The sequence below is a fragment of the Campylobacter concisus genome (assembly GCF_002914195.1).
Lineage (GTDB): Bacteria > Campylobacterota > Campylobacteria > Campylobacterales > Campylobacteraceae > Campylobacter_A > Campylobacter_A concisus_M.
In genome coordinates this window covers 149123-170130 of sequence record NZ_PPAU01000108.1, presented here as the reverse complement: position 1 = coordinate 170130, position 21008 = coordinate 149123, and the positions used below count along the sequence as shown (strand labels likewise).

22 protein-coding genes are annotated in these 21008 nt (G+C 35.5%); 4 read left to right on the top strand and 18 right to left on the bottom strand.

Going from position 1 to position 21008, the window contains the following annotated elements:
• Positions 1-2: 2 nt before the first annotated feature.
• The 13 genes from CYP28_RS06875 to CYP28_RS06815 form a co-directional block, all read right to left on the bottom strand.
• The gene (locus tag CYP28_RS06875) at positions 3-1220 is read right to left on the bottom strand and encodes a sensor histidine kinase (RefSeq protein ID WP_180997949.1); all 1218 of its coding nucleotides are present in this window, start codon (positions 1218-1220) and stop codon (positions 3-5) included.
• Between the two features lie 38 nt (positions 1221-1258).
• Complete coding sequence (gene hsrA, locus CYP28_RS06870; RefSeq protein WP_021091657.1) at positions 1259-1930, bottom strand: homeostatic response regulator transcription factor HsrA; 672 nt, start codon at positions 1928-1930, stop codon at positions 1259-1261.
• A 76-nt stretch (positions 1931-2006) separates the two neighbouring features.
• Positions 2007-2333, bottom strand: a complete 327-nt coding sequence (locus tag CYP28_RS06865; RefSeq protein ID WP_103593626.1) for a dihydroneopterin aldolase — start codon at positions 2331-2333, stop codon at positions 2007-2009.
• Entirely contained in the window at positions 2330-2941 is a 612-nt protein-coding gene (plsY, locus tag CYP28_RS06860; RefSeq protein WP_103593625.1) for a glycerol-3-phosphate 1-O-acyltransferase PlsY, read from the bottom strand. Before plsY ends, CYP28_RS06865 begins: the two co-directional genes overlap by 4 nt.
• A 59-nt stretch (positions 2942-3000) precedes the next feature.
• The gene (locus tag CYP28_RS06855) at positions 3001-5289 is read right to left on the bottom strand and encodes an ATP-binding protein (RefSeq protein WP_103593624.1); all 2289 of its coding nucleotides are present in this window, start codon (positions 5287-5289) and stop codon (positions 3001-3003) included.
• Between the two features lie 8 nt (positions 5290-5297).
• Positions 5298-6380, bottom strand: coding sequence for a PilZ domain-containing protein (locus CYP28_RS06850; RefSeq protein ID WP_085658080.1), 1083 nt, complete (start codon positions 6378-6380; stop codon positions 5298-5300).
• Between the two features lie 123 nt (positions 6381-6503).
• Positions 6504-7103: a peroxiredoxin gene (locus CYP28_RS06845; protein WP_103593623.1), complete on the bottom strand. Its 600-nt coding sequence runs from the start codon at positions 7101-7103 to the stop codon at positions 6504-6506.
• A gap of 238 nt (positions 7104-7341) precedes the next feature.
• Positions 7342-8349, bottom strand: coding sequence for a beta-ketoacyl-ACP synthase III (locus CYP28_RS06840; RefSeq protein WP_103593622.1), 1008 nt, complete (start codon positions 8347-8349; stop codon positions 7342-7344).
• 3 nt (positions 8350-8352) lie between these two features.
• Positions 8353-9342, bottom strand: a complete 990-nt coding sequence (gene plsX / locus CYP28_RS06835) for a phosphate acyltransferase PlsX (protein WP_103593621.1) — start codon at positions 9340-9342, stop codon at positions 8353-8355.
• A gap of 3 nt (positions 9343-9345) precedes the next feature.
• Positions 9346-9492 (bottom strand): 50S ribosomal protein L32, encoded by a 147-nt coding sequence (gene rpmF, locus CYP28_RS06830; RefSeq protein ID WP_002942540.1) that lies wholly within the window; start codon positions 9490-9492, stop codon positions 9346-9348.
• Between the two features lie 12 nt (positions 9493-9504).
• Positions 9505-9864 carry a hypothetical protein gene (locus tag CYP28_RS06825; RefSeq protein WP_103593734.1) on the bottom strand — a complete coding sequence of 120 codons (360 nt, stop codon included), beginning with the start codon at positions 9862-9864 and terminating at the stop codon, positions 9505-9507.
• 16 nt (positions 9865-9880) lie between these two features.
• Positions 9881-10294 carry a nucleoside-diphosphate kinase gene (gene ndk, locus CYP28_RS06820; protein WP_002942517.1) on the bottom strand — a complete coding sequence of 138 codons (414 nt, stop codon included), beginning with the start codon at positions 10292-10294 and terminating at the stop codon, positions 9881-9883.
• 108 nt (positions 10295-10402) lie between these two features.
• On the bottom strand, positions 10403-10687 hold the full coding sequence (locus CYP28_RS06815) for an NADH-quinone oxidoreductase subunit I (RefSeq protein ID WP_021091598.1): 285 nt from the start codon (positions 10685-10687) through the stop codon (positions 10403-10405).
• A gap of 174 nt (positions 10688-10861) precedes the next feature.
• On the opposite strand from CYP28_RS06815, the gene uvrA reads away from it, so the two are divergent.
• Positions 10862-13690: an excinuclease ABC subunit UvrA gene (gene uvrA / locus CYP28_RS06810; protein ID WP_103593620.1), complete on the top strand. Its 2829-nt coding sequence runs from the start codon at positions 10862-10864 to the stop codon at positions 13688-13690.
• A gap of 58 nt (positions 13691-13748) precedes the next feature.
• On the opposite strand, the gene CYP28_RS06805 is transcribed toward uvrA, so the two are convergent.
• On the bottom strand, positions 13749-14921 hold the full coding sequence (locus tag CYP28_RS06805) for an O-antigen ligase family protein (RefSeq protein ID WP_103593619.1): 1173 nt from the start codon (positions 14919-14921) through the stop codon (positions 13749-13751).
• Between the two features lie 87 nt (positions 14922-15008).
• Between CYP28_RS06805 and CYP28_RS06800 the strand changes: the two genes are divergently transcribed.
• The 3 genes from CYP28_RS06800 to CYP28_RS06790 are packed head-to-tail and all read left to right on the top strand — an operon-like array spanning position 15009 to position 17845.
• On the top strand, positions 15009-16037 hold the full coding sequence (locus CYP28_RS06800; RefSeq protein ID WP_180997920.1) for a glycosyltransferase family 2 protein: 1029 nt from the start codon (positions 15009-15011) through the stop codon (positions 16035-16037).
• A 3-nt stretch (positions 16038-16040) separates the two neighbouring features.
• A complete protein-coding gene (locus CYP28_RS06795) occupies positions 16041-17090 on the top strand; it encodes a glycosyltransferase (protein WP_103593617.1) in 1050 nt (349 codons plus the stop codon).
• A complete protein-coding gene (locus CYP28_RS06790; RefSeq protein WP_103593616.1) occupies positions 17087-17845 on the top strand; it encodes a polysaccharide deacetylase family protein in 759 nt (252 codons plus the stop codon). The genes CYP28_RS06795 and CYP28_RS06790 overlap by 4 nt, the downstream gene beginning before the upstream one ends.
• Positions 17846-17853: 8 nt before the next feature.
• Here CYP28_RS06790 and CYP28_RS06785 read toward each other — a convergent pair whose 3' ends face one another.
• Genes CYP28_RS06785 through CYP28_RS06770 form a run of 4 tightly spaced genes read right to left on the bottom strand, consistent with a single transcriptional unit; the run spans position 17854 to position 21005 of the window.
• A complete protein-coding gene (locus CYP28_RS06785) occupies positions 17854-18639 on the bottom strand; it encodes a glycosyltransferase family 25 protein (RefSeq protein WP_103593615.1) in 786 nt (261 codons plus the stop codon).
• Positions 18632-19138: a hypothetical protein gene (locus tag CYP28_RS06780; RefSeq protein WP_103593614.1), complete on the bottom strand. Its 507-nt coding sequence runs from the start codon at positions 19136-19138 to the stop codon at positions 18632-18634. Before CYP28_RS06780 ends, CYP28_RS06785 begins: the two co-directional genes overlap by 8 nt.
• Positions 19138-19935 carry a polysaccharide deacetylase family protein gene (locus CYP28_RS06775; RefSeq protein WP_103593613.1) on the bottom strand — a complete coding sequence of 266 codons (798 nt, stop codon included), beginning with the start codon at positions 19933-19935 and terminating at the stop codon, positions 19138-19140. Before CYP28_RS06775 ends, CYP28_RS06780 begins: the two co-directional genes overlap by 1 nt.
• Positions 19932-21005, bottom strand: a complete 1074-nt coding sequence (locus CYP28_RS06770) for a glycosyltransferase family 4 protein (protein ID WP_103593612.1) — start codon at positions 21003-21005, stop codon at positions 19932-19934. The genes CYP28_RS06775 and CYP28_RS06770 overlap by 4 nt, the downstream gene beginning before the upstream one ends.
• Positions 21006-21008 lie beyond the last annotated feature (3 nt).

The following is a 21008-nucleotide window of genomic DNA, read 5'->3' as shown; positions in this document are numbered from 1 at the left end:
TTTTATCCTTTTATATTTAAAACTAGGCTTGCGACTGCACCGCTTCTATCGTTTCTATTTTTAATGTCTACTTCGCCACCAAGAGCCTGTGCCGCACCTTTAGCTAGAAACAACCCAAGTCCAGCACCACCTTTGTCGCCATATCTTTTAAATGGGGCAAATAAATCTTTGCTCTCATCTATGCCTATTCCTTCATCTATTACTTCGACGATAAATTTATTTTTTATAAGCTTAGAGCTAATCGTAATGGTGCTATTTTTTGGTGAAAATTTAATGGCATTTTGAACAAAATTTTGCACAATGTGTGTTAGTAAGCTAGTTTGTATTTTTAGATTTAAAATTTCTGGTTTTAGGTCTAGTTTTATATTTTTTTCATCATTTTTTGCAAGTATCTCATAGTTTTTTGCAAGTTTTTTTAAAAATCCTATGACATCGGTATTTACTGGCTCTTCAAACTGAGCTCCCTCTTGGCGGCCGATCTCAAGCACAGAACTTATCATTGCGTTCATGCCGTTTATAGCTTCATTGTTTGATTTTAGAGCCTCGATATATCTTTCACTCTCGCGTGGCTTTAAAAGCGTAACTTCATTTTTTGTTTTCATTACAGCCAACGGTGTTTTTAACTCATGTGCCACGCCTACAAAAAGCTCTTTTTGGTATAAGACAAATGTTTGGATTCGAGAGATTAATCTATTTATGCTCTGCCCAAGTGGTAAAAACTCATCTGGTAGACTTTTTATATCGATCTCATGAAGAAATTTTTCGTCTAAATTTGTAAGCTTGTGACTTAAAATTTTTATAGGTATTAAAAGCATCCTTGATAAAAATAGCGCATAAAAAAGTACCAAAAGTATCGCTGATACATTTACGATTATAATATCTATAAAAATTTCTTCTACTATATGAGCTTGAAGTGTAGTATCTTTTTCTAGGCTTAAATAACTGCTTTCATCAAGTTTTGTTATTAAAATAGTCTTACTTTGATCCTTTGATTTTTGTGTTACGATATATATTTCTTTATCTTGTGGCTCGTCTGTTTTTATCGTTGCTAGAGTTTTGTTTGGATTTTCTATCGTAAATGTTTTTGAATTTAAAGGATTGAAATTCTGAGGATTTTTTTTATAAGCTTCTGCTTGATAGTTTAGCTCATTAACTACACTTTGAAAAACGGTAACCCTTATATAGTGATAAAGCATTACCGAAATAACTACAATTAGCATCATAGCACCAGATGCTAATTGTAGTATAAATCTATTCCTTAGGCTTTTTTGGGAAAACAAAATCTATATCCGCGTCTTCTAACAGTTTCAATTGTTGAAATATTTAGTGGTTTGTCCATTTTTTGGCGGATTTGGTTGATAGCGACTTCAATGACGTTTGGAGTTACAAGCTCTGGCTCTTCCCAGATAGCATCAAGTAGTTGCTCTTTAGATACGATTTGATCTGAGTGTCTTGCAAGATGAGTTAGGACTTCAAAAGGTTTGCCCTTAAGCTCAATATCACGACCTAAATATGTGATTTTCTCCTCATCTGGATTGATGATGAGCTCATCGATTTTTATAATATTTGTGCCGCCAAAGCGTAGTCTAGCCTCTAGTCTAGCTACTAAGATGTCAAAATCAAATGGCTTTTTGATATAGTCATCAGCACCAGCTCTAAGTGCTTTTATTTCGCTTTCTTTGTCATCTTTTGCAGAAAGAACTACAACTGAAGTGCGTGGAGATTTATGTTTGATGATGTTTATAAGATCTATGCCATCGCCATCTTGAAGCATCCAATCAGTCAAAACTAGATCGTAGTTTCTGATGCCTATATAGTACTCAGCATCTTTAAAATTTTCAGAGCTATCAGTTTGATAGCCAAACTCTTGCAAACCCTCAGCAATCGTCTTATTTAGCGTCACTTCATCTTCAACTATTAAAATACGCATTTTGCTTCCTTAAACTAAAATTTATGGGCGATTGTATCATAAATTAAGCAATATTTCAAGATAGTTTAATAAATTTTTAAAAAATAGTGTTTATTTTTGCTCCAACAACTGCATTTGGTAAAATTTCAGTTTTTAAAATTTCCATTTTAAGGCTAGCTAGTGAGCTAAATTTCTCTTTTAACGCTTTGCTAGTTTCTTCAAGCGACTCTTCAACGCTTTGGAACTGTCTTTCATTATAAAAATTTTTAACAAAGTCAATAATTAAAACATAATCAATAAAACTAGTTGAGCAAATTTCTAGATTCATTCGCACCTCTTGCTTAGCGACTCGCTCAAAATCAAGCATTCCGATGATCGTTTCAAATTTATAATCTTTAATGATCGTCGTCATCTCGCTTTTCATACGACTTTTTTCTCCTTGCCTGAAAGCAGGCGAACAATATTTGGTATGTGTTTATAAACCACTAAAAATGCGATGATTAGTATCGGAGCGTGTGTGTAAATTTCATCTAGCTCTGGGTGAATTATAAAGCTTGATGCTATGAGGGCTATCAACGCACAAAGTGAAGCAAGAGAGCTAATTTTTAAAAATTTTCCGACCACAAACCAAACAGCTAGAGCGATAATGATCTCAACTGGTAAGAAAAATGCGATCACCCCAGCTCCAGTTGCGACTCCTTTGCCGCCTTGAAAGCCTAAAAATATTGAAAAACAATGTCCAGCTACACTTAAGACCGCCATCGTCCAAAGCACACTTTGGCTTGCACCAATAGAAGAGGCGACCATGAGTGGTAAAACACCTTTTAAAACATCACAAACTATCGTTAAAATGGCTAGTTTTTTGGCTAATTTTGGATCTTTTTGTTTTAAAACTCTTAAAACATTTGTCGCACCGATGCTCTTGCTACCTTCGTTTTTTATATCGACATGCCCAAAAATTTTTGCAAGAATGAGGCCAGACGGAATGCTTCCAAGTAAATAACTAATGGCATAAAGTATTAAATTTTGCATATTTTACCTTTTAAATTTAAAGAGAAATGATAGTAAAAAAATACTAATTGTTTTATAAATCATCTCCACAAAAGTACGACTTTCTCGTCATAGATATCGCTTTTCTTTGGTGAAATTTGTATTTCATTTATAGTGATATTTTTTATATCGTTTGCTTCCTTTAGTTCGTTGCTTTCTTTTTCAAATTTCTCTTCAAGTTCGCTTATGGCTAAATTTATATCATTTACGCTTTGCTCGCTAAGCTTGACGTCACTTCGCTCTTTTAAGACTCTATTTGCGCTTCTTGCGCTTGATGCGATCTTGCCCGCATTTTGACGAGATAAAAGCTTGTTGCCAAATATCGCTCCAAGTATGCTGGCGCCTATATTTATGGCAGCATCAAGCCCACTTGTGGTCATCTCTTTTTGCTCTTTATCAAGCTTTGCTAGAGCCTTGTTTAGCTTATCTTGTAAGCTTTTTCGCTCTTTTTCAAATTTTGCTGTAAGTTTTGCGGTTTGTTCTTCTGAAATTTCATTGCACTTATCTTGAAGCCTGATATAAAACTGCTCCTTTGTTTCATTGTTTTTTGAATAAATTCCCAATGCCTCAAAGGTATTAAATTTAAAATTTCTATACAGATACTCTTTAAAATCTTTTTGGAGATTGTCAAAATTTTTAGCTTTTAAGATGAAATTTGGCACAGCTGCAAAGCTTGCACCGCTTGGCTCATTTTCGCTTGCTTCAACGTGCATGCCTTCGCTAGCCTCATCCCAGTTTGGCTCATTGTCATTTTCGTTTAGTTCATAAAGATAGCTTACTTCATAAACGCTATCGATATCTTTTTTGGTGTCATAAATTCTTATCTTTGCGCTTGCAAATAAATTTGGCGTGAGGCTTTTTGAGTTAGCATAAAGTTGCGTGATCTCATTTGAGATTATGGGCTTTATGCTAAATTTCATCTCGCTTTTATCGATCCTTGTATCAGATAAATTTTCTTTTTGCTCTTTCATCAAATTTGAAATTTGCTCACGGCTAAGCGGGCCTTTTAGATAGCTAAGTGCCCAGCGTGTCGAAATAACGCTTAGCCCGTCTTCGTTTATATTTTTAAGTAAGAAATTTCTTTTGGCTAAATTTGATATGAGATTTTCAAGTGAAGCTTTGTCTAAGCTTGAGCCTGCGATGCCGCTTAGCCCGTCTATAACGCGAGCTTTATCCTGGGCTGTTTGGAGGCGACCTATGAACCAAGTGCCGATGTTGCTAAGGCCTTTATAGTCAAGATCGACTGGGTTTTGCGTGCTTAAAACACAGCCCAAACCAAATGCACGAGCTTGCTTTAAAAGTGTGAGCATAGGCGTTTTTGATGGTGGGTTTGCGTTTGGTGGAAAAAAGCCAAAAATTTCATCCATATATAGGATCGCTCTAAGTGAGCTAGTGCCCTCTGTGCCGCGCATCCACGCGATGATCTCATTTAGCAAAAGGGTAACAAAAAACATCCTCTCGGCGTCATTTAGGTGTGAGATCGTAAAGATATTGCACTTTGCTTTGCCGTTTTCGTCAAAGAGCATCTTTGAAATTTCTAGTCTAACGCCCTGCGTCCAGCCCTTAAAGCTTGGGCTTGCGATGAGCACGTTTATCTTCATGGCAAGCTTTAGGCGCTCACTGCTTGGATAGAAGGTATCCACGTCAAAGACACCTATCTTTTTAAAAGGTGGATTTGCGATAAAATTTATTAGCTCTTCTATACTGATGTCTTTTTGCTCTTTAAATTTAGTATCAAATATGGTTGAGATGAGAAGCTGTTCTTTTGAATTCATGTCCTCGGAATTTATACCTACAAGAGATAATACCGAGGCTGCAAGCGAATTTATATAGTTGCTAAAAATTTCTTCATCAGTGATATTTGGGCAGGCAAAGTCGCTAAGTAGCGCCACGCCTATGCCAGCTGAGCTTTTTGGTGTGTAGATGTTAAAGTTAGCGCTCTCTTTTAAAATTTTTACTCGCTTAAGATCTTGAAAGCTCGACTCTATGCCGTTTCTCCATAGCTCGGCTTGAGCAGTGGCAAATTCCTCTACACTTTGACCTTTGTTGGCCGCTTCTGCTTCATCTATGTATGGTAAAAAATCCTCCGGCCTCATCTGCGGAAAAGTGAGGGCTAAATTTGTGATATCGCCTTTTGGATCGATGATGATGGAAGGGATATTATCTATGCAGGCTTCTTCTAAAAGCGTGATACCAAGGCCTGTTTTACCGCTACCTGTCATACCTATGATAGCTGCGTGGGTGGTTAGATCCTTATTTTTATAAAAAAATGGCTCTTTGTCTTTTAGCCCGATATAAAAAAGTTTTAAATTTTCTTGTATTGTTTTCACTAGCTGCCTTATTCGTATAAATTTATACGTGAGCGAAGCTCGTCAAGCGTCTCTTTTATGCGCTTTTGCGTAAAATCTTTTATCGTTTCATCATCATCGATAAGCTTCATACAGTATCTAATGTAGCCTTTATATGCCAGCTCTGTAACAAGTCTTAGTTTTAAAGTCACGTTTTTTACTTTATCTGGCGCGATTAAGATTTCAAAGGTCGCTTCTAGCTCTTCTCCATCTTGAAAATTTGTAGTTTGCGGGCTTAATACACTTATGCCACCTTCAGAAACATCATAAAGGCTACCTTCGATCTTGTCTTGTTTGCCTTTGATAATAGTTTTGGTAAAACGATTTGGCAAGATACGTTGGAATTTTCTTTTATATGCGTACATCGTCGTATTTCGTAAGAAATTTGAAAGAGTGACGCCTTTATTGACTATATTGTAATTAACAATATCAGCACATAATGGTTTTGAGAAAAAGCTATTTGGCAAAATAAAACCTTTGCCGTCTTGCTTCATTGCTAAAATTTGCATCATATCCACGCGAAAAACGACACTATCTTCTTTAACTTCTAAAATTTCAGCCTCATATTTTATATTTAATCCATCATATAAATTTAAAAGCTCTGGCCTTACCTTAGCTTTTTTCATACGAGTGAATGTATTGATCGGATCTTCATAAAAAAATGTTCCGGTTTCAATCATGTCTTTTACATTTGTTTCTTGCTGGTCTTTGGCACCACATAAAATTTCTTTGATTCTTGAAACGGCATTTACGAAATAACCTACGAAGGTGCTATTGTCGCAAGAGTGACTAAAATTTAAAGTCAAATTTAAAAGTAGGAAATTTATTAATTCGTCTCTTGCGTTTGATTTTGGTATTAGATTATTTAAATCATCTTGTAGCTGCGTAGCATTTGGCTTTTGAATAAGCAGTGTATCAAAGATGTTTTCAAGACAAATTTTTACCTGATCGTGCGGTACGATAAATGTTAGCTGTCTACAAAATTTGATACCGTCATCGATAAATTTGTCTCTTAATTTAAGTATGCTATCTTCGCAATTTATTACAAGCTCTTGCCTGCCTTTAAAATCCATGTAGTCTCCGGAATGTTGTTGATTAAAGCCAAGACTATGATATAAAAAGTTATATTAAAAAAGTATTTAAATTTATTTGGAGAAGAAATTTCTAGGTAAAGGATACCTAGAAATTTCTGTTGATTATAGTTTACCTTCGTTGTGTGAAAGGTAGTCAGCGACACCTTCAGTGCTTGGTTTCATGCCAGCATCACCTTTGTTCCAACCAGCTGGACAAACTTCGCCGTGCTCATTTGTAAATAGCATAGTATCAACCATTCTTATCATCTCATCGATATTTCTACCAAGCGGAAGATCGTTGATAACTGCATGGCGAACAGTTCCATCTTTGTCTAGCAAGAATGAGCCGCGAAGTGCTACACCAGCATCTTCTAGAAGTACGTCAAATCCGCGAGCGATTGATTTTGTCATATCAGCTATGATAGGGAAGCGAACTTTGCCAATACCGCCTTTGTTTACTGGAGTCTCTTTCCATGCAAAATGTGAAAATTGGTTGTCGCATGAAACTGCGATAACTTCGATACCACGTGACTTGAACTCGTCATATCTTTTGTCAAATGCGATAATTTCGCTTGGGCAAACAAAAGTAAAATCCATTGGATAGAAAAATACAACTGCGCCTTTTTCGCCAATATTTTTATAAAGATTAAAATCATTTACAATTTGATTGTTTCCTAAAACTGCTGCAGCTGTAAAATCAGGTGCTTTTTTTGTTACTAACATTTGTTCTCCTTAATAATAAATTTTATTGATTGCGAAATTATATCTATTCAAAATTAAATTTAGTTTAAATATATTTTAGAAATTTTTGTGTAGTAAATTTATTGTTATTTGGTAAAAGCAGAAAATGGATTTTTGTTAAAAGTGGTAAAAATTTGAATTTTTAAAAATTTATTGATGAGAATATTTGAAAGAAATTAGTAAAAGCGTTACTAAAAATTTAGAGGATTACTTACTGTAATTATTGTAAGTCGCTAAAATTTTTTCCACCAAATTTTAGAATCGCTGATCCCCATGTAAAGCCGCCGCCAAATGCATCAAGAAGCAAAACTGAACCATTTTTGATACGGCCGTCTTCATAGGCATCATTTATAGCCATCGGAATTGAAGCTGAGCTTGTATTGCCATATTTAGCAACAGTCAAGACACACTGCTCATCTTTAAAATTTAATCTATTTTTTACCGCATCTATTATTCTTATATTTGCTTGATGAGGTATAAAAAAATCGATATCTTTGCTTTGCATTTTATTTGCATGCAAAATTTCTATTACACTTTTGCTAAGTGTTTGAACTGCTATTTTAAAAACCTCATTTCCACTCATATGGATGAAATTTAGTCTATTTTTTAGCGTTTCCTCACTGGCTGGAAATACACTCCCACATCCTGGAGTTATTAAAAGTTCAGCTTGCTTGCCGTCGCTTGCCGTATGAATATCGATGATCTCGTTCTCATTACCACTACTAATTACAGCCGCGCCTGCTCCATCACCAAATAGTATACAAGTGCCTCTATCTGTATAGTCAACAATAGAGCTTAATTTTTCGGCTCCGATAATTAAGACATTCTTTTTAGCACCGCTAATAATGAGAGAATTTGCAAGCTCTAAAAGATAAATAAAACCGGTACAAGCCGCACTTATATCAAATGCTGTAACTCCATAGTTTAAACCCAAATTTGCAGCTATTTTGCAAGCAGTAGAAGGCATACAAAGATGATCTGGAGATATCGTAGCACAGATGATTGCATCGATTTGAGATTTATCAAGTCCTGAGCGTTTTATAGCTAATTCACCAGCCTTTGTGCCAAGGTCACTTGTTGTTTCGTTAGTTGCAATATGCCTTTGTTCGATACCTGTTCGCTTTACTATCCATTCATCACTCGTTTCAACCATTTTTTCAAAGTCAAAATTTGTCAGAATTTTTTCTGGAATGTAAGAAGCGATAGAAATCAGTGAAGCTTTTGGCATATTTTACCTTGCAAAGTGCGAAAGTTCTTCTTCGATAACTTTATTTATATTTGAATTAGCAAATTTTATTGCTTGAAAAATTGCATTTTTTATAGCTTTTGAATTACTTTTGCCGTGACTTATGATAACACAACCATTTACACCAAGAAGTGGTGCACCACCATATTCGTCATAGCTAACCTGTTTTTTAAGTGTCTTAAAAACTTTTCTCATGAGTACAGAGCCAGCTATAGCAAGAGGTGATTTTTTAATTTGTTTTTTGATGATTTTGCCTATTGCATCTGCAACGCCTTCGCTAGTTTTTAAAAGAATATTTCCCATAAAACCATCACAAACCATTACATCAATACTGCCATCAAAAATTTGATTACCTTCTGCATTGCCAACAAAGCTATCAAGCCTAGAAACTAATTTAAATGCTTCTTTGCTAACTTCATTGCCTTTGCTTTCTTCTTCACCATTTGATAAAAGACCAACTTTTGGCTCTTTTCTACCTAAAATTTCTTTTGCATAGGCTTCACCCATTATGGCAAATTGAAACAAATGTTCACTTTTACAATCAACATTTGCACCAACATCTAAAACCAAAGTCGCAGATTCTTTTGAATTTGGCATAAGTGTTGCAATTGCTGGGCGAGAAATATTTTTTAGTCTACCAATTCTTAGGGTAGCTAAACTCATAGTTGCACCACTATGACCGGCAGAAACTACAGCATCAACTTCCTTATTTTTTAAGAGTTCAATTGCTTTGTAGATCGTACTATCTTTTCTCTTAAGTGCATCAGTCGCACCATCTGCCATCGAGATAACTTCGCTAGCATCTAAAAATTCGATATTTTTTAAATAAGATTGTGGGATGAGTGGTTTGATGACATTGCTATCGCCGACTAATACAGCTTTAAATTCTGTCTCTTTTAGTGCATCAATAACACCAGATATTATAGGATCTGCACCAAAATCACCACCCATAGCATCGATAGCAATGCGAATCATATTTTAATATTCACCTGTAGTTTTGTTTATGCGGTGAGGCATTTTCCAAGAACCATCTTTGTCTTTTACAGGCACTGGAAGTGTAACTTTATAATGTGTTCTACGTTTTGCTGCACGAGAATGACTCACTCTTCGCTTTGGTACTGCCATTTTTACTCTCCTTTATAAATTTTTACATTTTTCACAATAGAAATAATCGCTTTTAAAAGCTTCTAACTCACTCTCAAGGACTTCTTTTAAATCAATATTGCCATCAAAAAATTCCATCGTATCGCTAAGCTCATTTTCGCTATCTTTATAAATACCGTCACTTAAATTTAGCTCTACTTCTTGATCGATAGGCAACATAAATGCTTCACCACATCGATCGCAAACATAATTTATATTCCCTTTTATTTTGCCTTGGCATTTTACCAAAAAAGGGTCTTTTCTTTTTAAAATTCCAATAAAAACTAAATTATCATTTCCTACTAGCTCAAAGCTTATATCTTTGTTTGCTATTTTAGAAAAAGATATAATCAATTTTCTTGACCTAAAGTTAGCAAATTTCTCTTGAAGCAAAGAAGAAATTTATCTCATTCACAGCATTTTCTAGGCTGTCACTTCCGTGAACTGCATTTGCATCAATACTATCGGCAAAATCAGCTCTTATAGTGCCAGGAGCTGCTTCTTTTGGGTTAGTTGCACCCATTAGCTCGCGGTTTTTAGCAACTGCATTTTCACCCTCTAAAACCATAACTACAACTGGTCCGCTTACCATAAAATCAACTAAATCATTGAAAAAAGGTCTATCTTTGTGAACTGCGTAAAACGCTTTTGCATCGCATTTGCTAAGCTTGATTTTCTTTGCAGCTGCGATTCTTAGGCCGTTACTTTCAAATCTATCTATAATTTTTCCAACAACATTTTTCTTAACAGCATCAGGCTTAATAATAGAAAGTGTTCTTTGCATAAATTTTCCTTAAATCTAGGTTATTTAAATTGAAGTTGGCAATTATATCAAATAAAGCTTAAAAATAAAATAGGCTCAATTTGAGCCTAAAAATTTATAAATATAAATTTATTGAATAACTGGAATAGAGCCATTACGTGCATCAGCACCGATCTGATCGCGCGAAGGTTGTCCTGCTACAACAGCGTCCCATACGATACAACCGTCAGTTGGACAGGCAGATGCACAGGCTGGCTCATCGTTATAGCCTACGCACTCAACGCATTTATTTGAATAAACATAATATGTATCTGCTCCAGTTGGGTTGTCGCTATCATCAACGATAGCTGAAACCGGGCATTCATCAATACATGAACCACAGCTTATGCATATATCAGTTATTTTTACAGACATTTTTTCTCCTTAGATTAAAATTTGGCGTAGAATATCAAAAAAAGCTGAAAATGATATAAATAAGCCCTTAAATTTAACTACGATCTTAAATTTTAGAAAAACTACTTTATAAATCTTTTATCACTTTTAGACTAAATTTACAGATTAAAATTTTAAAAAGGTTGTATAAATTTAATGAACGATATTATTGAAATAACTGGCGCAAGAGAACATAACTTAAAAAATATAAATCTTAAAATTCCAAAAAATAAATTAGTAGTTTTTACCGGTCTTAGTGGAAGCGGCAAGAGCACACTAGCCTTTGATACGCTTTATGCTGAGGGACAAAGAAGATACATGGAGAGCCTTAGTAGCTACGCTAGGCAGTTTCTAGACCGTGTGGGTAAGCCAGATGTTGATAAGATCGAGGGTTTAACGCCTGCTATCGCGATCGATCAAAAGACGACTTCTAAAAACCCTCGCTCAACGGTTGGTACGATCACGGAAATTTATGACTATCTAAGGCTTTTATATGCAAGGGTTGGCGTTCAGCATTGCCATAAATGCGGCAAACCTATCTCGAAAATGAGTGCAAGCGATATCATAAACGAAATCTCAAAGCTCCCACTTGGAGCAAAAGTGATCATCTATGCGCCACTAGTGCGTGAGAAAAAGGGCACATGGGCGGATTTGATCGAAAATTTACGCCAAAAAGGCTTTGTAAGGGCGCAAATAGATGGCGTGGTGGTGAGGCTTGATGAGGATATCGAGCTTGCAAAAACGAAAAAACACACGATCAAGGTTATTGTTGATAGGATTGCTATCGATGAGCAAAATCACGAACGCCTTGCAAGTGACGTTGAAAAGGCGCTAAATGAGAGCTTTGGCGAGGTCGAGATAGAGATCGCAAATGCTGATGAGCTGGGCTTAAAAGAGAGTTTTATACATTACAGCGAGCACATGGCTTGTTTTGACTGTAAAATTTCATTTACGCCGCTTGAGCCACTTAGTTTTAGCTTTAACTCGCCAAAGGGCGCTTGCGAGCACTGCGACGGACTTGGCATAAGATATAGCCTAGATATGAGCAAGATCATCGACGAGGAAAAGTCGATAGAAAATGGTGCGATCAAGCTACTTTATGGCTATAACATGAGCTATTACTATAAATTTTTACTTGCTTTTTGCGAGCAAAATGGCATCGATATCAAAAAACCATATTATGAGCTTAGTGAAGATGAAAAGAGGCTCGTTTTATATGGAAATGTCAAAGAAGTTGAGTTTTTTTGGAAGAGAAATAAGCTACTTAGAAAGTTTGATGGTGTAGTTAAAATTTCACACGGGCTTTTGAAGGATTACAAAGACTTTGACGAATACATGAGTGAGAAAATTTGTGACGCTTGTAACGGTCACAGGCTAAAGCCTCAAAGTTTAGCGGTAAAGGTCGCTGGCCTTGGACTTGGTGAAATTTTAGATATGAGTATAGAAAACTGCACTGCCTTTTTCTCAAATGAGAAAAATTTTGCCTATCTTAGCGACTATGACAAGGCGATCGCAAAGCCTATCTTAAAAGAGATCAACGAGAGGCTTTTCTTTTTGTATGACGTGGGGCTTGGCTATTTGTCACTTGGACGTGATGCTAGGACGATCAGCGGTGGTGAGGCGCAGCGTATCAGGATCGCGAGTCAGATAGGAAGCGGGCTAAGTGGCGTCATGTACGTGCTTGATGAGCCAAGCATCGGTCTACACGAGCGTGATACGCTAAAACTCATAAAGACGCTTAGAAATTTACAAGCCAAAGGCAACTCTGTAATCGTCGTCGAGCATGATAAAAAAACGATAGAAGAGGCTGATTTTATCGTAGATATCGGTCCTGGGGCTGGTAAATTTGGCGGTAACGTGGTCTTTGCAGGCAGTTCAAAAGAGCTTTTAAGCTCAGATACCCAGACTGCACAATACATAAATGGTAAGAAAAAGATCAACTATCAAAAAAATAGAAAAGCTGAGAAGTGGCTTGAAATTTCAAATGTAAATATCAACAATATTTCAAATTTAACCGCGAAATTTCCACTTAGAAACCTTGTGGGTATCACTGGCGTCTCAGGATCTGGCAAGAGCTCGCTAATACTTCAGACCTTGCTTCCAGAGGCGCAGGAGCAGCTAAATAGAGCCAAAAAAGTAAAAAAAATAGCCGGAGTAAATTTAAGCGGACTTGAAAATTTAGACAAGGTGATCTACCTCGATCAAAGCCCGATCGGTCGCACTCCACGCTCAAATCCAGCGACATACACTGGCGTGATGGACGAGATCAGAAATTTGTTTGCGCAGACTAAAGAGGCAAAGCTTAGAGGCTATAAAATAGGGCGCTTTAGCTTCAACGTCAAAGGTGGGCGCTGCGAGAAGTGCCAAGGCGAGGGTGAGATCACGATCGAGATGCACTTTTTGCCTGATATCAACGTGGTTTGTGACGTTTGTAATGGCGCTAGATACAACGCCCAAACCTTGGAAATTTTATACAAGGGCAAAAACATCGCCGAGGTGCTAAATATGAGTATAGATGAAGCGGTTGAGTTTTTTAAGGCTGTGCCAAAGATCGCTTCAAAACTCACCACGCTTCAAGACGTGGGGCTTGGCTACATCACACTTGGACAAAATGCAGTCACACTAAGTGGCGGCGAGGCGCAGCGCGTAAAGCTAGCAAAAGAGCTTAGTAGAAGTGATACTGGAAATACGCTTTATATCCTTGATGAGCCAACGACTGGACTTCATTTTGCCGATGTCGATCGGTTGGTAAAGGTGCTAAATCACCTAGTTGATCTTGGAAATTCAGTCTTTGTGATCGAGCATAATATGGATGTTATCAAAAACTGCGACTATATCGTAGATATGGGACCAGAAGGCGGCGCAAAGGGCGGTAAAGTGATAGCGTGCGGCAATGTAAAAGAGGTAGCTAAAAACTACAAAAAAACTGGCAGCTACACAGGGGAATTTCTAGCGCAAGAGCTTGAAGAGATGAAGAAAAAATAAAAAATTTGCTTCAACCGTTTCTTTATACAATTTAAAACGGTTGAGGCGTGTTGGAGTGTTAGCTAATTTTTAAGGTCGATTTTTCATCTATGGCACTTAAAGCCAGAGCCCAAAATAGTAGCATTAAAAGCGCATTTTCATGGTGAAATGTTGTATTTGCAAGTGAAATTATATTATTAGCCATGAGCATTAAAAGGGCAAGAAAAACTATGCTATTTTGTCTAAAATTTTTAATAAATTTTATAAAGAGTGATAGTTGAAATACCAAATATGCAAGCAAGGCAACGATGCCCTTTTCTGTTAAAAATGTTAAAAAGGTATTGTGTGCGTGACCAACATGAACTTCAACATTGCCTGGAAAATATTTTGTTATATCAATGATCTTAAACTCACCAGAACCTATCCCAAATAAAGGGTGTTCTAACCACGTATAAAACGCGCTAACAAATATTGGATATCTAGTCTCTGATCCAGTTACCCCCTTTGTTAGTTGACTATATAATCTTTCATCTTGAGCGATATTTGTTGATATATATATATAAGAAATAGCTATTACACTAAATAAAATTATCAAGCCTAATAAAAATTTTATTTTTATCTGTTTATTTAAAATTTCAAAAAGTAAATAAGTAAAAATAATGATCGGTAAAAGATACATTGTAGCTCTAGAGCCAGCTATCATTATTCCAAGGACGCAAATTCCGGCAACACTTATGCCTATATACTTTTCAAAAATTTCTTTACTATTTATAGAAACTAATGCTACACAAAAAACTATTAGCATAAAAATAGCGCTATGATTTACGTGTCCTATTGATTTAAGCTCAAAAAGTGCTAAAGGATCATTTGAAGTGAATTTTTCTACACAAGCAGGGATAAATGCAGCAATCAAACCAGCAAATAAGGCAAAAAATAAAAATTTAAAATTTATTTTTTCTACGCCGACACTTCTGGCTACAAAGAAAAATAGCATACACCTTAGCGGATCAAGCGCTCTTGATACAGAAACTCCATTTACCAAGCAACTTATAAAAGTAGCCAAAACAAAGATAAAAAGTGAGATATTTATGAGATCAAATTTAAATTGCTTTTTTTCTTTGACGCAAATATAAATTCCAGCCAAGATGAAAAGTGTAAGTGAAATTTGCTTTAAGCCCTCAGTTACTGGTAGTGTAAATAAGACAATAACTAAAAAAAGATTGTAGAGCTTAGACATAATATCGTTTTTCATGCAGATCCTTTAAATTTTTAAGTAGGCATTTTATCATTGCTGAACTAAAAATAATATACAATTAAACAAAAATTAAAAGGAAGTATCGTGCCTGATGTGAAAATAAGCTTTGTAGTGCCTGTTTTTAACAAAAAAGAGCACATTAGGGATTGTTTAAATTCGCTTATATCTCAAGACATGGATGATATTGAGATTATAGTTATTAATGATGGAAGTACTGACAATACGCTAGAGATATTAGAAGAATATAAAGATAAAATAATATTAAAAACAAAGAGCAATGCTGGTGTCAGTGCTGCCAGAAATGACGGTATATTGCTAGCTAGTGGCAAATATACTATCTGCGTAGATGCTGATGACTATGTGGAAAAAGATTATGCTTCATGTGTTTATGATATCGCAGAAAAATTTGATGCCGACATAGTGATAACAGATATGTGTAAGGTCTATGGTCATAAAAAGCTCCTTTTAAAGGATTTTGAGACAAAAGAGGACGGCGTAATCGATAAAAATGAGTATCTAAAAAGGCTTTTAGCTTCAAGACACAACAAAGTCTTGCATAATGCGGCAAACAAGGCGATTAGGACTAAAATTTTAAAAGAAAATTTATTTCCAGTTGGGATCACGCAAGCTGAAGATTTTCACACTGTAGTGAGAAATGTTATCGCTTCAAAAACTCTTGTAAAGCTAAATAAAGCATTTTATTACTATAAGATAGGAGACAACAACACTGCTGGCTTTGAAAAATTAAAAGCTGTGATGGATCATAAATTTGTTTATGATGACATAATCTCAATTTTAAAAAACAAAAATTTAGCTCTTGAAATGGTGCCAGATCTAGAGCTTAGAAAGATAAAAAGCGTCTATATGCCAGTTATTTTGGCAAGGCCAAATCTAAAAAATAGTAGCTATGTAAAGGCACTTGATCTTTTTTATGCAGATATTGATAGCATCATAAACTCATCTGGTTTTTCAAAGCTTAGATTAAAACAAAGAATTTTGCTTAAAGTGCTAAAAAATATAAAATCGTACGAAAATGTATCAAAAATTTTAAAAATCTTTAATACAATAAATGGCTTTTTATCAAATAAAAAAATGAAAGAATTTAAAGAGTAGAAAATGATAAATATACTTGAGCTTGAAAGCTCTCTTGGATTTGGTGGACAGGAACACCGTACACAGCGTGTGATAAATGGACTTGATAAGAGCAAATTTAAGGTTTTTTATGGGCTAAATCCTGGCTCAAAAAGCTTTGAAAAACAAATCAAGTGCGAATTCGTTGAGTTTAATCTCAAAAAGTCTTTTAATATCTTTGAAATTTTAAAAATTTGCAAATTTGTAAAGCAAAATAATATAAAAATCATCTCAACTCATTCAGGCAAAGACGGCACGATAGGCGCGATCGTGGGCAAAATTTGCGGCGTTAGCGTGGTTCGCACTAGGCATTTGCAGCTGCCTATAAGCTCTCCCATACCTTACAACCTAAGCACAAAAGTGGTCGGTGTTTGCAACTCAGTCTGTGCTGATCTTATCAAAAGAGGTGTAAAAAAAGAGAAGGTGCTAAAAATTTACACTGGCATTGATACGCAAAAATACACGCCAGAATTTAAGATAAATATGAAAAAAGAATTTGGCCTAAGTGACGATGTGGTGGGCGTTTGTATCGTGGCAGTGCTAAGGGCAGCTAAAAATCATAAGCTATTAATCGATGCATTTAGTGAGTTAAATTTAGAAAAATCAGCCCTTTTTATCGTAGGTGATGGTCCGCAAAATAAAAATTTACAAGAATATATAAAAGATAAAAAAAATATCTTTATGCTTGGCAATAGAACCGATGTGAGCGATTTTTTGGGCTCTCTTGATATTTGTGTGTTGCCTTCAGATATGGAGGCTATCGGTGGAGCGTTACTTGAGGCGTCTTCGTGTAAACTAGCTACCATCGGAAGCGACGTGGGTGGTCTTGGCGAGGCTGTGAGTGATGGAAAGAGTGGATTTTTATTTCAAAATGGCGATAAAGAGGGGTTAAAAAAGACACTTGAAAGGCTTATTTTGGATGAAAATTTAAGAAAACAGATGGGCGAGTTTGGCAGAGAGTACGTAAAAGAGGTTTTTAGTATCGAAAAAATGATAGAAAACACTCAAAATTTATATATGGAACTTGCAAAATGAGCGTAACAGTTTTAATGTATCATCATGTGCTTAAAAAAAGTGGGTTTATTGCAAGTAGCGTAGATGAGTTTAGAGATCAGATGAAATTTTTAGCTCAAAATGGCTACAAAACGCTAAGCTCGGCTGAGTTTGTGGCATATAAAAAAGGTGAGCTTGGTGTGCCTAAAAAGAGTGTCTTTATCACATTTGATGATGGCTGGAAGGATAATTTCGTCTACGCATATCCTATTATCAAGGAATTTAATCTTAAAGCGACTATTTTTCTAGTTGCTGGCTGGATAGAGCAGGCGAGTAGAAAAAGTGGCGAGTTTATAGAGCTAGATCATAATGAATACAAAAATGCTGCACCAACTAGACCTGAAGATGTCTTTTTAAACTACGAAGAAATAACAAAGATGAAAGAGTGCTTTGACTTTCACTCGCATACTTATACGCATTTTGATGATTATTTTGGTATTTGTGAAATGAAAGAAAATTTTACAAAATGCAAAGAATTTATGTATAAAAATTTTGGCTTTGATGACAAGCTACTTTGCTGGCCAAGAGGTAAATTTAATGATGAGCTAAAAAATGTGGCAAAAAGCGTTGGCTATGAGGTTTTTTTCACAACAAAGCGTGGGATAAATAAACCTGATGGTGTGCTTGATGACATAAGGCGCATAGCTGCAAAAAGAGATGCAAGCTGGCTAAAAAAGACACTATTTATCTATCAAAATGACTTTTTAGGCTCACTATATTCAATACTAAAATCTTAAGAGAAATTTTACTTTGTAAAAATTCTCTCATTTTTAGCAATATGTTTTTCGTAAAATCTTGAAATTTTGTATGAGAAATTTTTATTATATTTTTTAAAAAGAGAATTTATCCTATCTTTTTGCTTTCTTTGGATTTCCAAGCTAGAGTTATTTAGCTCCTCTGGATGAGAAAAGATGTTGCTAAAATACATTTTTAGATCAGTGTTTTTTAAGATTGCCTCCCATTTATCGGCCCCGTAAAGACCATCTTTGTAAAAATCAAGTAGAGCTTTTGCACTCTTTCTTGTTAGAATGTAAGCAGCCGTTCTATATATACTAGCGTATGAGTATGGTGAGATAAGGTATAAATTTTCGTTTATTTTTTTGCCAAAAGCACGAAATCTACTATTTAATCCGTCTTGCACACCGCATATCAAAATGCTATCACTACTTATATCGTTGCAAAGTAAAAAGGCTTTATTTATTAATTCGTCATTTCCAATAACATCATCCTCTAATATTAAAGTAAATTCCGCGTCGCCTTGTAAAAAATCCTCATAAGCTTTTATGTGTGACATTGTGCATGCTAGCTCACCTGGTGTCGCAATTAATGGCGGTATTTTAAATTTATAATCTTCATTGCAAGATTTTAATAAGCAATCTATTATGGCGCTGTAATACTCATTGACGCTAAAATTTTTAGCATCAACCGCATCTATTATTTTAAATTTATCATATCTGTTAAATTGTCTTTGTAAATTTTGCCTTCGCTCTTCATCTCTTTTTAATGATATTACATAGATGGGATTATTCATTTTTTGCTCCAACTTTTGAGTCAAATTCTAACTTGACTTTATATGCAAGGCCTGCTAGATCAAGCTCTTTTTTATTTATATGCTTTTGGGTGTTGATTAAATCGTCACTAGAATTTCTTTTATAAATTCCAGCGATTCGAGCTTCTTCATCAGCGTTTAAAATACAAAGAATGTCGCATTTACTTATACGTAGAAGTGGATTTGCGCTTACGTATATTACGACTTTTACGAATGGCATGATAAATTTAAAAAATGGCTTTAACTCATCTTGATGATCACTTTTGATTTTTATCTTTGGACGAGCTATAAATAAATTTAGGCTCATTACATCATCATCGATTACAGCGATTTGATAAGGTTTAAAGTTTTTAAATCCATTTTTTCTAATTTGTTTTGCAAGTGTGCTTTTGCCACTGCCGTGAAGCCCAGTGAGAGCGATTAAGGCTCGTTTTTTATCTTTTAAAATTTCTTTACAAGCCTCGTTTAATGCGTCAAGCATTATTTATAGCCTCTATTTCTAAAATTTGAATATAAATTTCCTAGCACCGGCGTAGAATAGATAAAAAGCTTCTTTTTAACCCTAAAAATGTAATCACTCTCGCTCTTCGCATTGTTTGAGATATCAATACGTCTTATCTTAAATTTATCATCCCCTACGCAAAATCCGCCATCTATCACACTAAAAGCAAAGTCATAATACTCTCTCACAACTTTTAGTGAAAGCTTATTAAAATGCCCTTTGGGAAAGCAAAACCCAAATTCTTTTTTTTCAGGAAATAGCTCTTTTATTTTAGCCAGCGAGCTAGAAAATTCCTCTCTTAGCTTTGTTTCATCGTTACTTTTGCAAGAAAAGTGGCTCGCTGTATGGCTATCAAACTCAAAAAGCCCGCTCTCTTGCATCTGCCTGATCTCATCTAAATTCAAAAAATACTCCGCATCTTTTTCGTAGTCTATTTCTTTATGCTTTTTAAATGCAAAGTCATAATCTTGCCTTTTAAAATCCTTGATCTTATCTGTTATCAAAAAGCACACAGCTGGGATATTTAGCTCTTTTAGGATAGGAAATGCAAATTTATAGTTATCAAAATACCCATCATCAAAGGTTAGTAAAATACTCTTTTTAGAAGCTTTTGCTCGGCCACTAGCTATATCTTTAAACTGGCTATAGTTTATAAATTTATAGCCCTCATCTAACGCCATCAAAAGCGCCTTTTTAAATAGCTCTGGCTTAATGGCAAAGTCGTTTTCATTGTTATTGCAGTGGTGCATCGTTAGCACGCAAACCGGGTAGTTCATTTTTGCTCCAGTAAATTTTTAATAGCCTGTTTTAGCGCCTTATGGCTAAAGTTTTCATCTACAAATTTAAATGCATTTTGTGAGTAAATTTTGGCTTTTTCAGGCTCATTTATCAGCTCCAAAATGCACTCTTTTAGTGAAACTTCATCTAAATTTTTAGCACAAAGCCCACGCTCTTTATCTTTAACTAGCACGTTCATCGGGGCACTATCATAGACTACCACTGGTACTTTTGAGCTCATCGCCTCAAGCAAAACTGTACCAAGCCCCTCAGAGTGCGATGCAAATACGTAGATATCAAAGCTTTTTATAACATTTGCCGCGTCATTTCTAAAGCCAGTGAATATGATCTTGTCTTTATTGCTAAAAATCGAGGCAATCTCATTTTTTGTGCTTTCACTGATATTTCCTGCAAAAACTATTGTGGCGTCCTTCTCTTTTAAAATTTCTTTTGCTGCATTTGCAAAGTCAAAGACACCTTTCTTGCGGTAAAGCGAAGTAAATGTACCGATAACTAGCTTATCTTGAGATATATTAAACTCATCTCTAAATGTGTTTTTTGTAGCATCTATCGCCTTCACATCGACCGTGCTTGGCATAAAAAAGAGCCTATCTTTGCTAACGCCGATGCTTAGAAGATACTCTTTGACACTATCTGAGATGTATAAAATTTTATCAAATAGCTTTTTGTGCATGAGTTTTGAGAGAAAGCCTTTTATAGGAAAAAGATTATGCCTTTCCTTGTAAAATTTAACGCCTTTCCTTCTGTAAAATAGCCCAGCAATTGCCCCAACCCAGCTATCAGTAGAGCCGTGTGTGATCAAGACATCTATCTTGTTCGAGCTTATTGCTTCGCAAAGTGCTGGTACGCTTTTATGAAAATTTTTCTTATTCATCTCTTGTGCTATAACACTAAAGCCTTCTTCTTTTGCAATGCTTTCTATCTGAGAGTTTGGGTTACAAAAAAGTATGACATTGTGACCCATCTCACGCATAAAATGCATCTCATTTAGCGTCTTATTTTGCTCGCCACCCCAGTTAAAAAGTGTCTGCGTGTGAAGAATATTCATCTA

What these genes read in the sequence shown, in the direction of transcription:
- CYP28_RS06875 (WP_180997949.1), bottom strand. Translation starts at nt 1,220, where the DNA reads ATGCTAATTGTAGTTATTTCGGTAATGCTTTATCACTATATAAGGGTT.
- hsrA (WP_021091657.1), bottom strand. Translation starts at nt 1,930, where the DNA reads ATGCGTATTTTAATAGTTGAAGATGAAGTGACGCTAAATAAGACGATT.
- CYP28_RS06865 (WP_103593626.1), bottom strand. Translation starts at nt 2,333, where the DNA reads ATGAAAAGCGAGATGACGACGATCATTAAAGATTATAAATTTGAAACG.
- plsY (WP_103593625.1), bottom strand. Translation starts at nt 2,941, where the DNA reads ATGCAAAATTTAATACTTTATGCCATTAGTTATTTACTTGGAAGCATT.
- CYP28_RS06850 (WP_085658080.1), bottom strand. Translation starts at nt 6,380, where the DNA reads ATGGATTTTAAAGGCAGGCAAGAGCTTGTAATAAATTGCGAAGATAGC.
- CYP28_RS06845 (WP_103593623.1), bottom strand. Translation starts at nt 7,103, where the DNA reads ATGTTAGTAACAAAAAAAGCACCTGATTTTACAGCTGCAGCAGTTTTA.
- CYP28_RS06840 (WP_103593622.1), bottom strand. Translation starts at nt 8,349, where the DNA reads ATGCCAAAAGCTTCACTGATTTCTATCGCTTCTTACATTCCAGAAAAA.
- plsX (WP_103593621.1), bottom strand. Translation starts at nt 9,342, where the DNA reads ATGATTCGCATTGCTATCGATGCTATGGGTGGTGATTTTGGTGCAGAT.
- rpmF (WP_002942540.1), bottom strand. Translation starts at nt 9,492, where the DNA reads ATGGCAGTACCAAAGCGAAGAGTGAGTCATTCTCGTGCAGCAAAACGT.
- ndk (WP_002942517.1), bottom strand. Translation starts at nt 10,294, where the DNA reads ATGCAAAGAACACTTTCTATTATTAAGCCTGATGCTGTTAAGAAAAAT.
- CYP28_RS06815 (WP_021091598.1), bottom strand. Translation starts at nt 10,687, where the DNA reads ATGTCTGTAAAAATAACTGATATATGCATAAGCTGTGGTTCATGTATT.
- uvrA (WP_103593620.1), top strand. Translation starts at nt 10,862, where the DNA reads ATGAACGATATTATTGAAATAACTGGCGCAAGAGAACATAACTTAAAA.
- CYP28_RS06805 (WP_103593619.1), bottom strand. Translation starts at nt 14,921, where the DNA reads ATGAAAAACGATATTATGTCTAAGCTCTACAATCTTTTTTTAGTTATT.
- CYP28_RS06795 (WP_103593617.1), top strand. Translation starts at nt 16,041, where the DNA reads ATGATAAATATACTTGAGCTTGAAAGCTCTCTTGGATTTGGTGGACAG.
- CYP28_RS06790 (WP_103593616.1), top strand. Translation starts at nt 17,087, where the DNA reads ATGAGCGTAACAGTTTTAATGTATCATCATGTGCTTAAAAAAAGTGGG.
- CYP28_RS06785 (WP_103593615.1), bottom strand. Translation starts at nt 18,639, where the DNA reads ATGAATAATCCCATCTATGTAATATCATTAAAAAGAGATGAAGAGCGA.
- CYP28_RS06780 (WP_103593614.1), bottom strand. Translation starts at nt 19,138, where the DNA reads ATGCTTGACGCATTAAACGAGGCTTGTAAAGAAATTTTAAAAGATAAA.
- CYP28_RS06775 (WP_103593613.1), bottom strand. Translation starts at nt 19,935, where the DNA reads ATGAACTACCCGGTTTGCGTGCTAACGATGCACCACTGCAATAACAAT.
- CYP28_RS06770 (WP_103593612.1), bottom strand. Translation starts at nt 21,005, where the DNA reads ATGAATATTCTTCACACGCAGACACTTTTTAACTGGGGTGGCGAGCAA.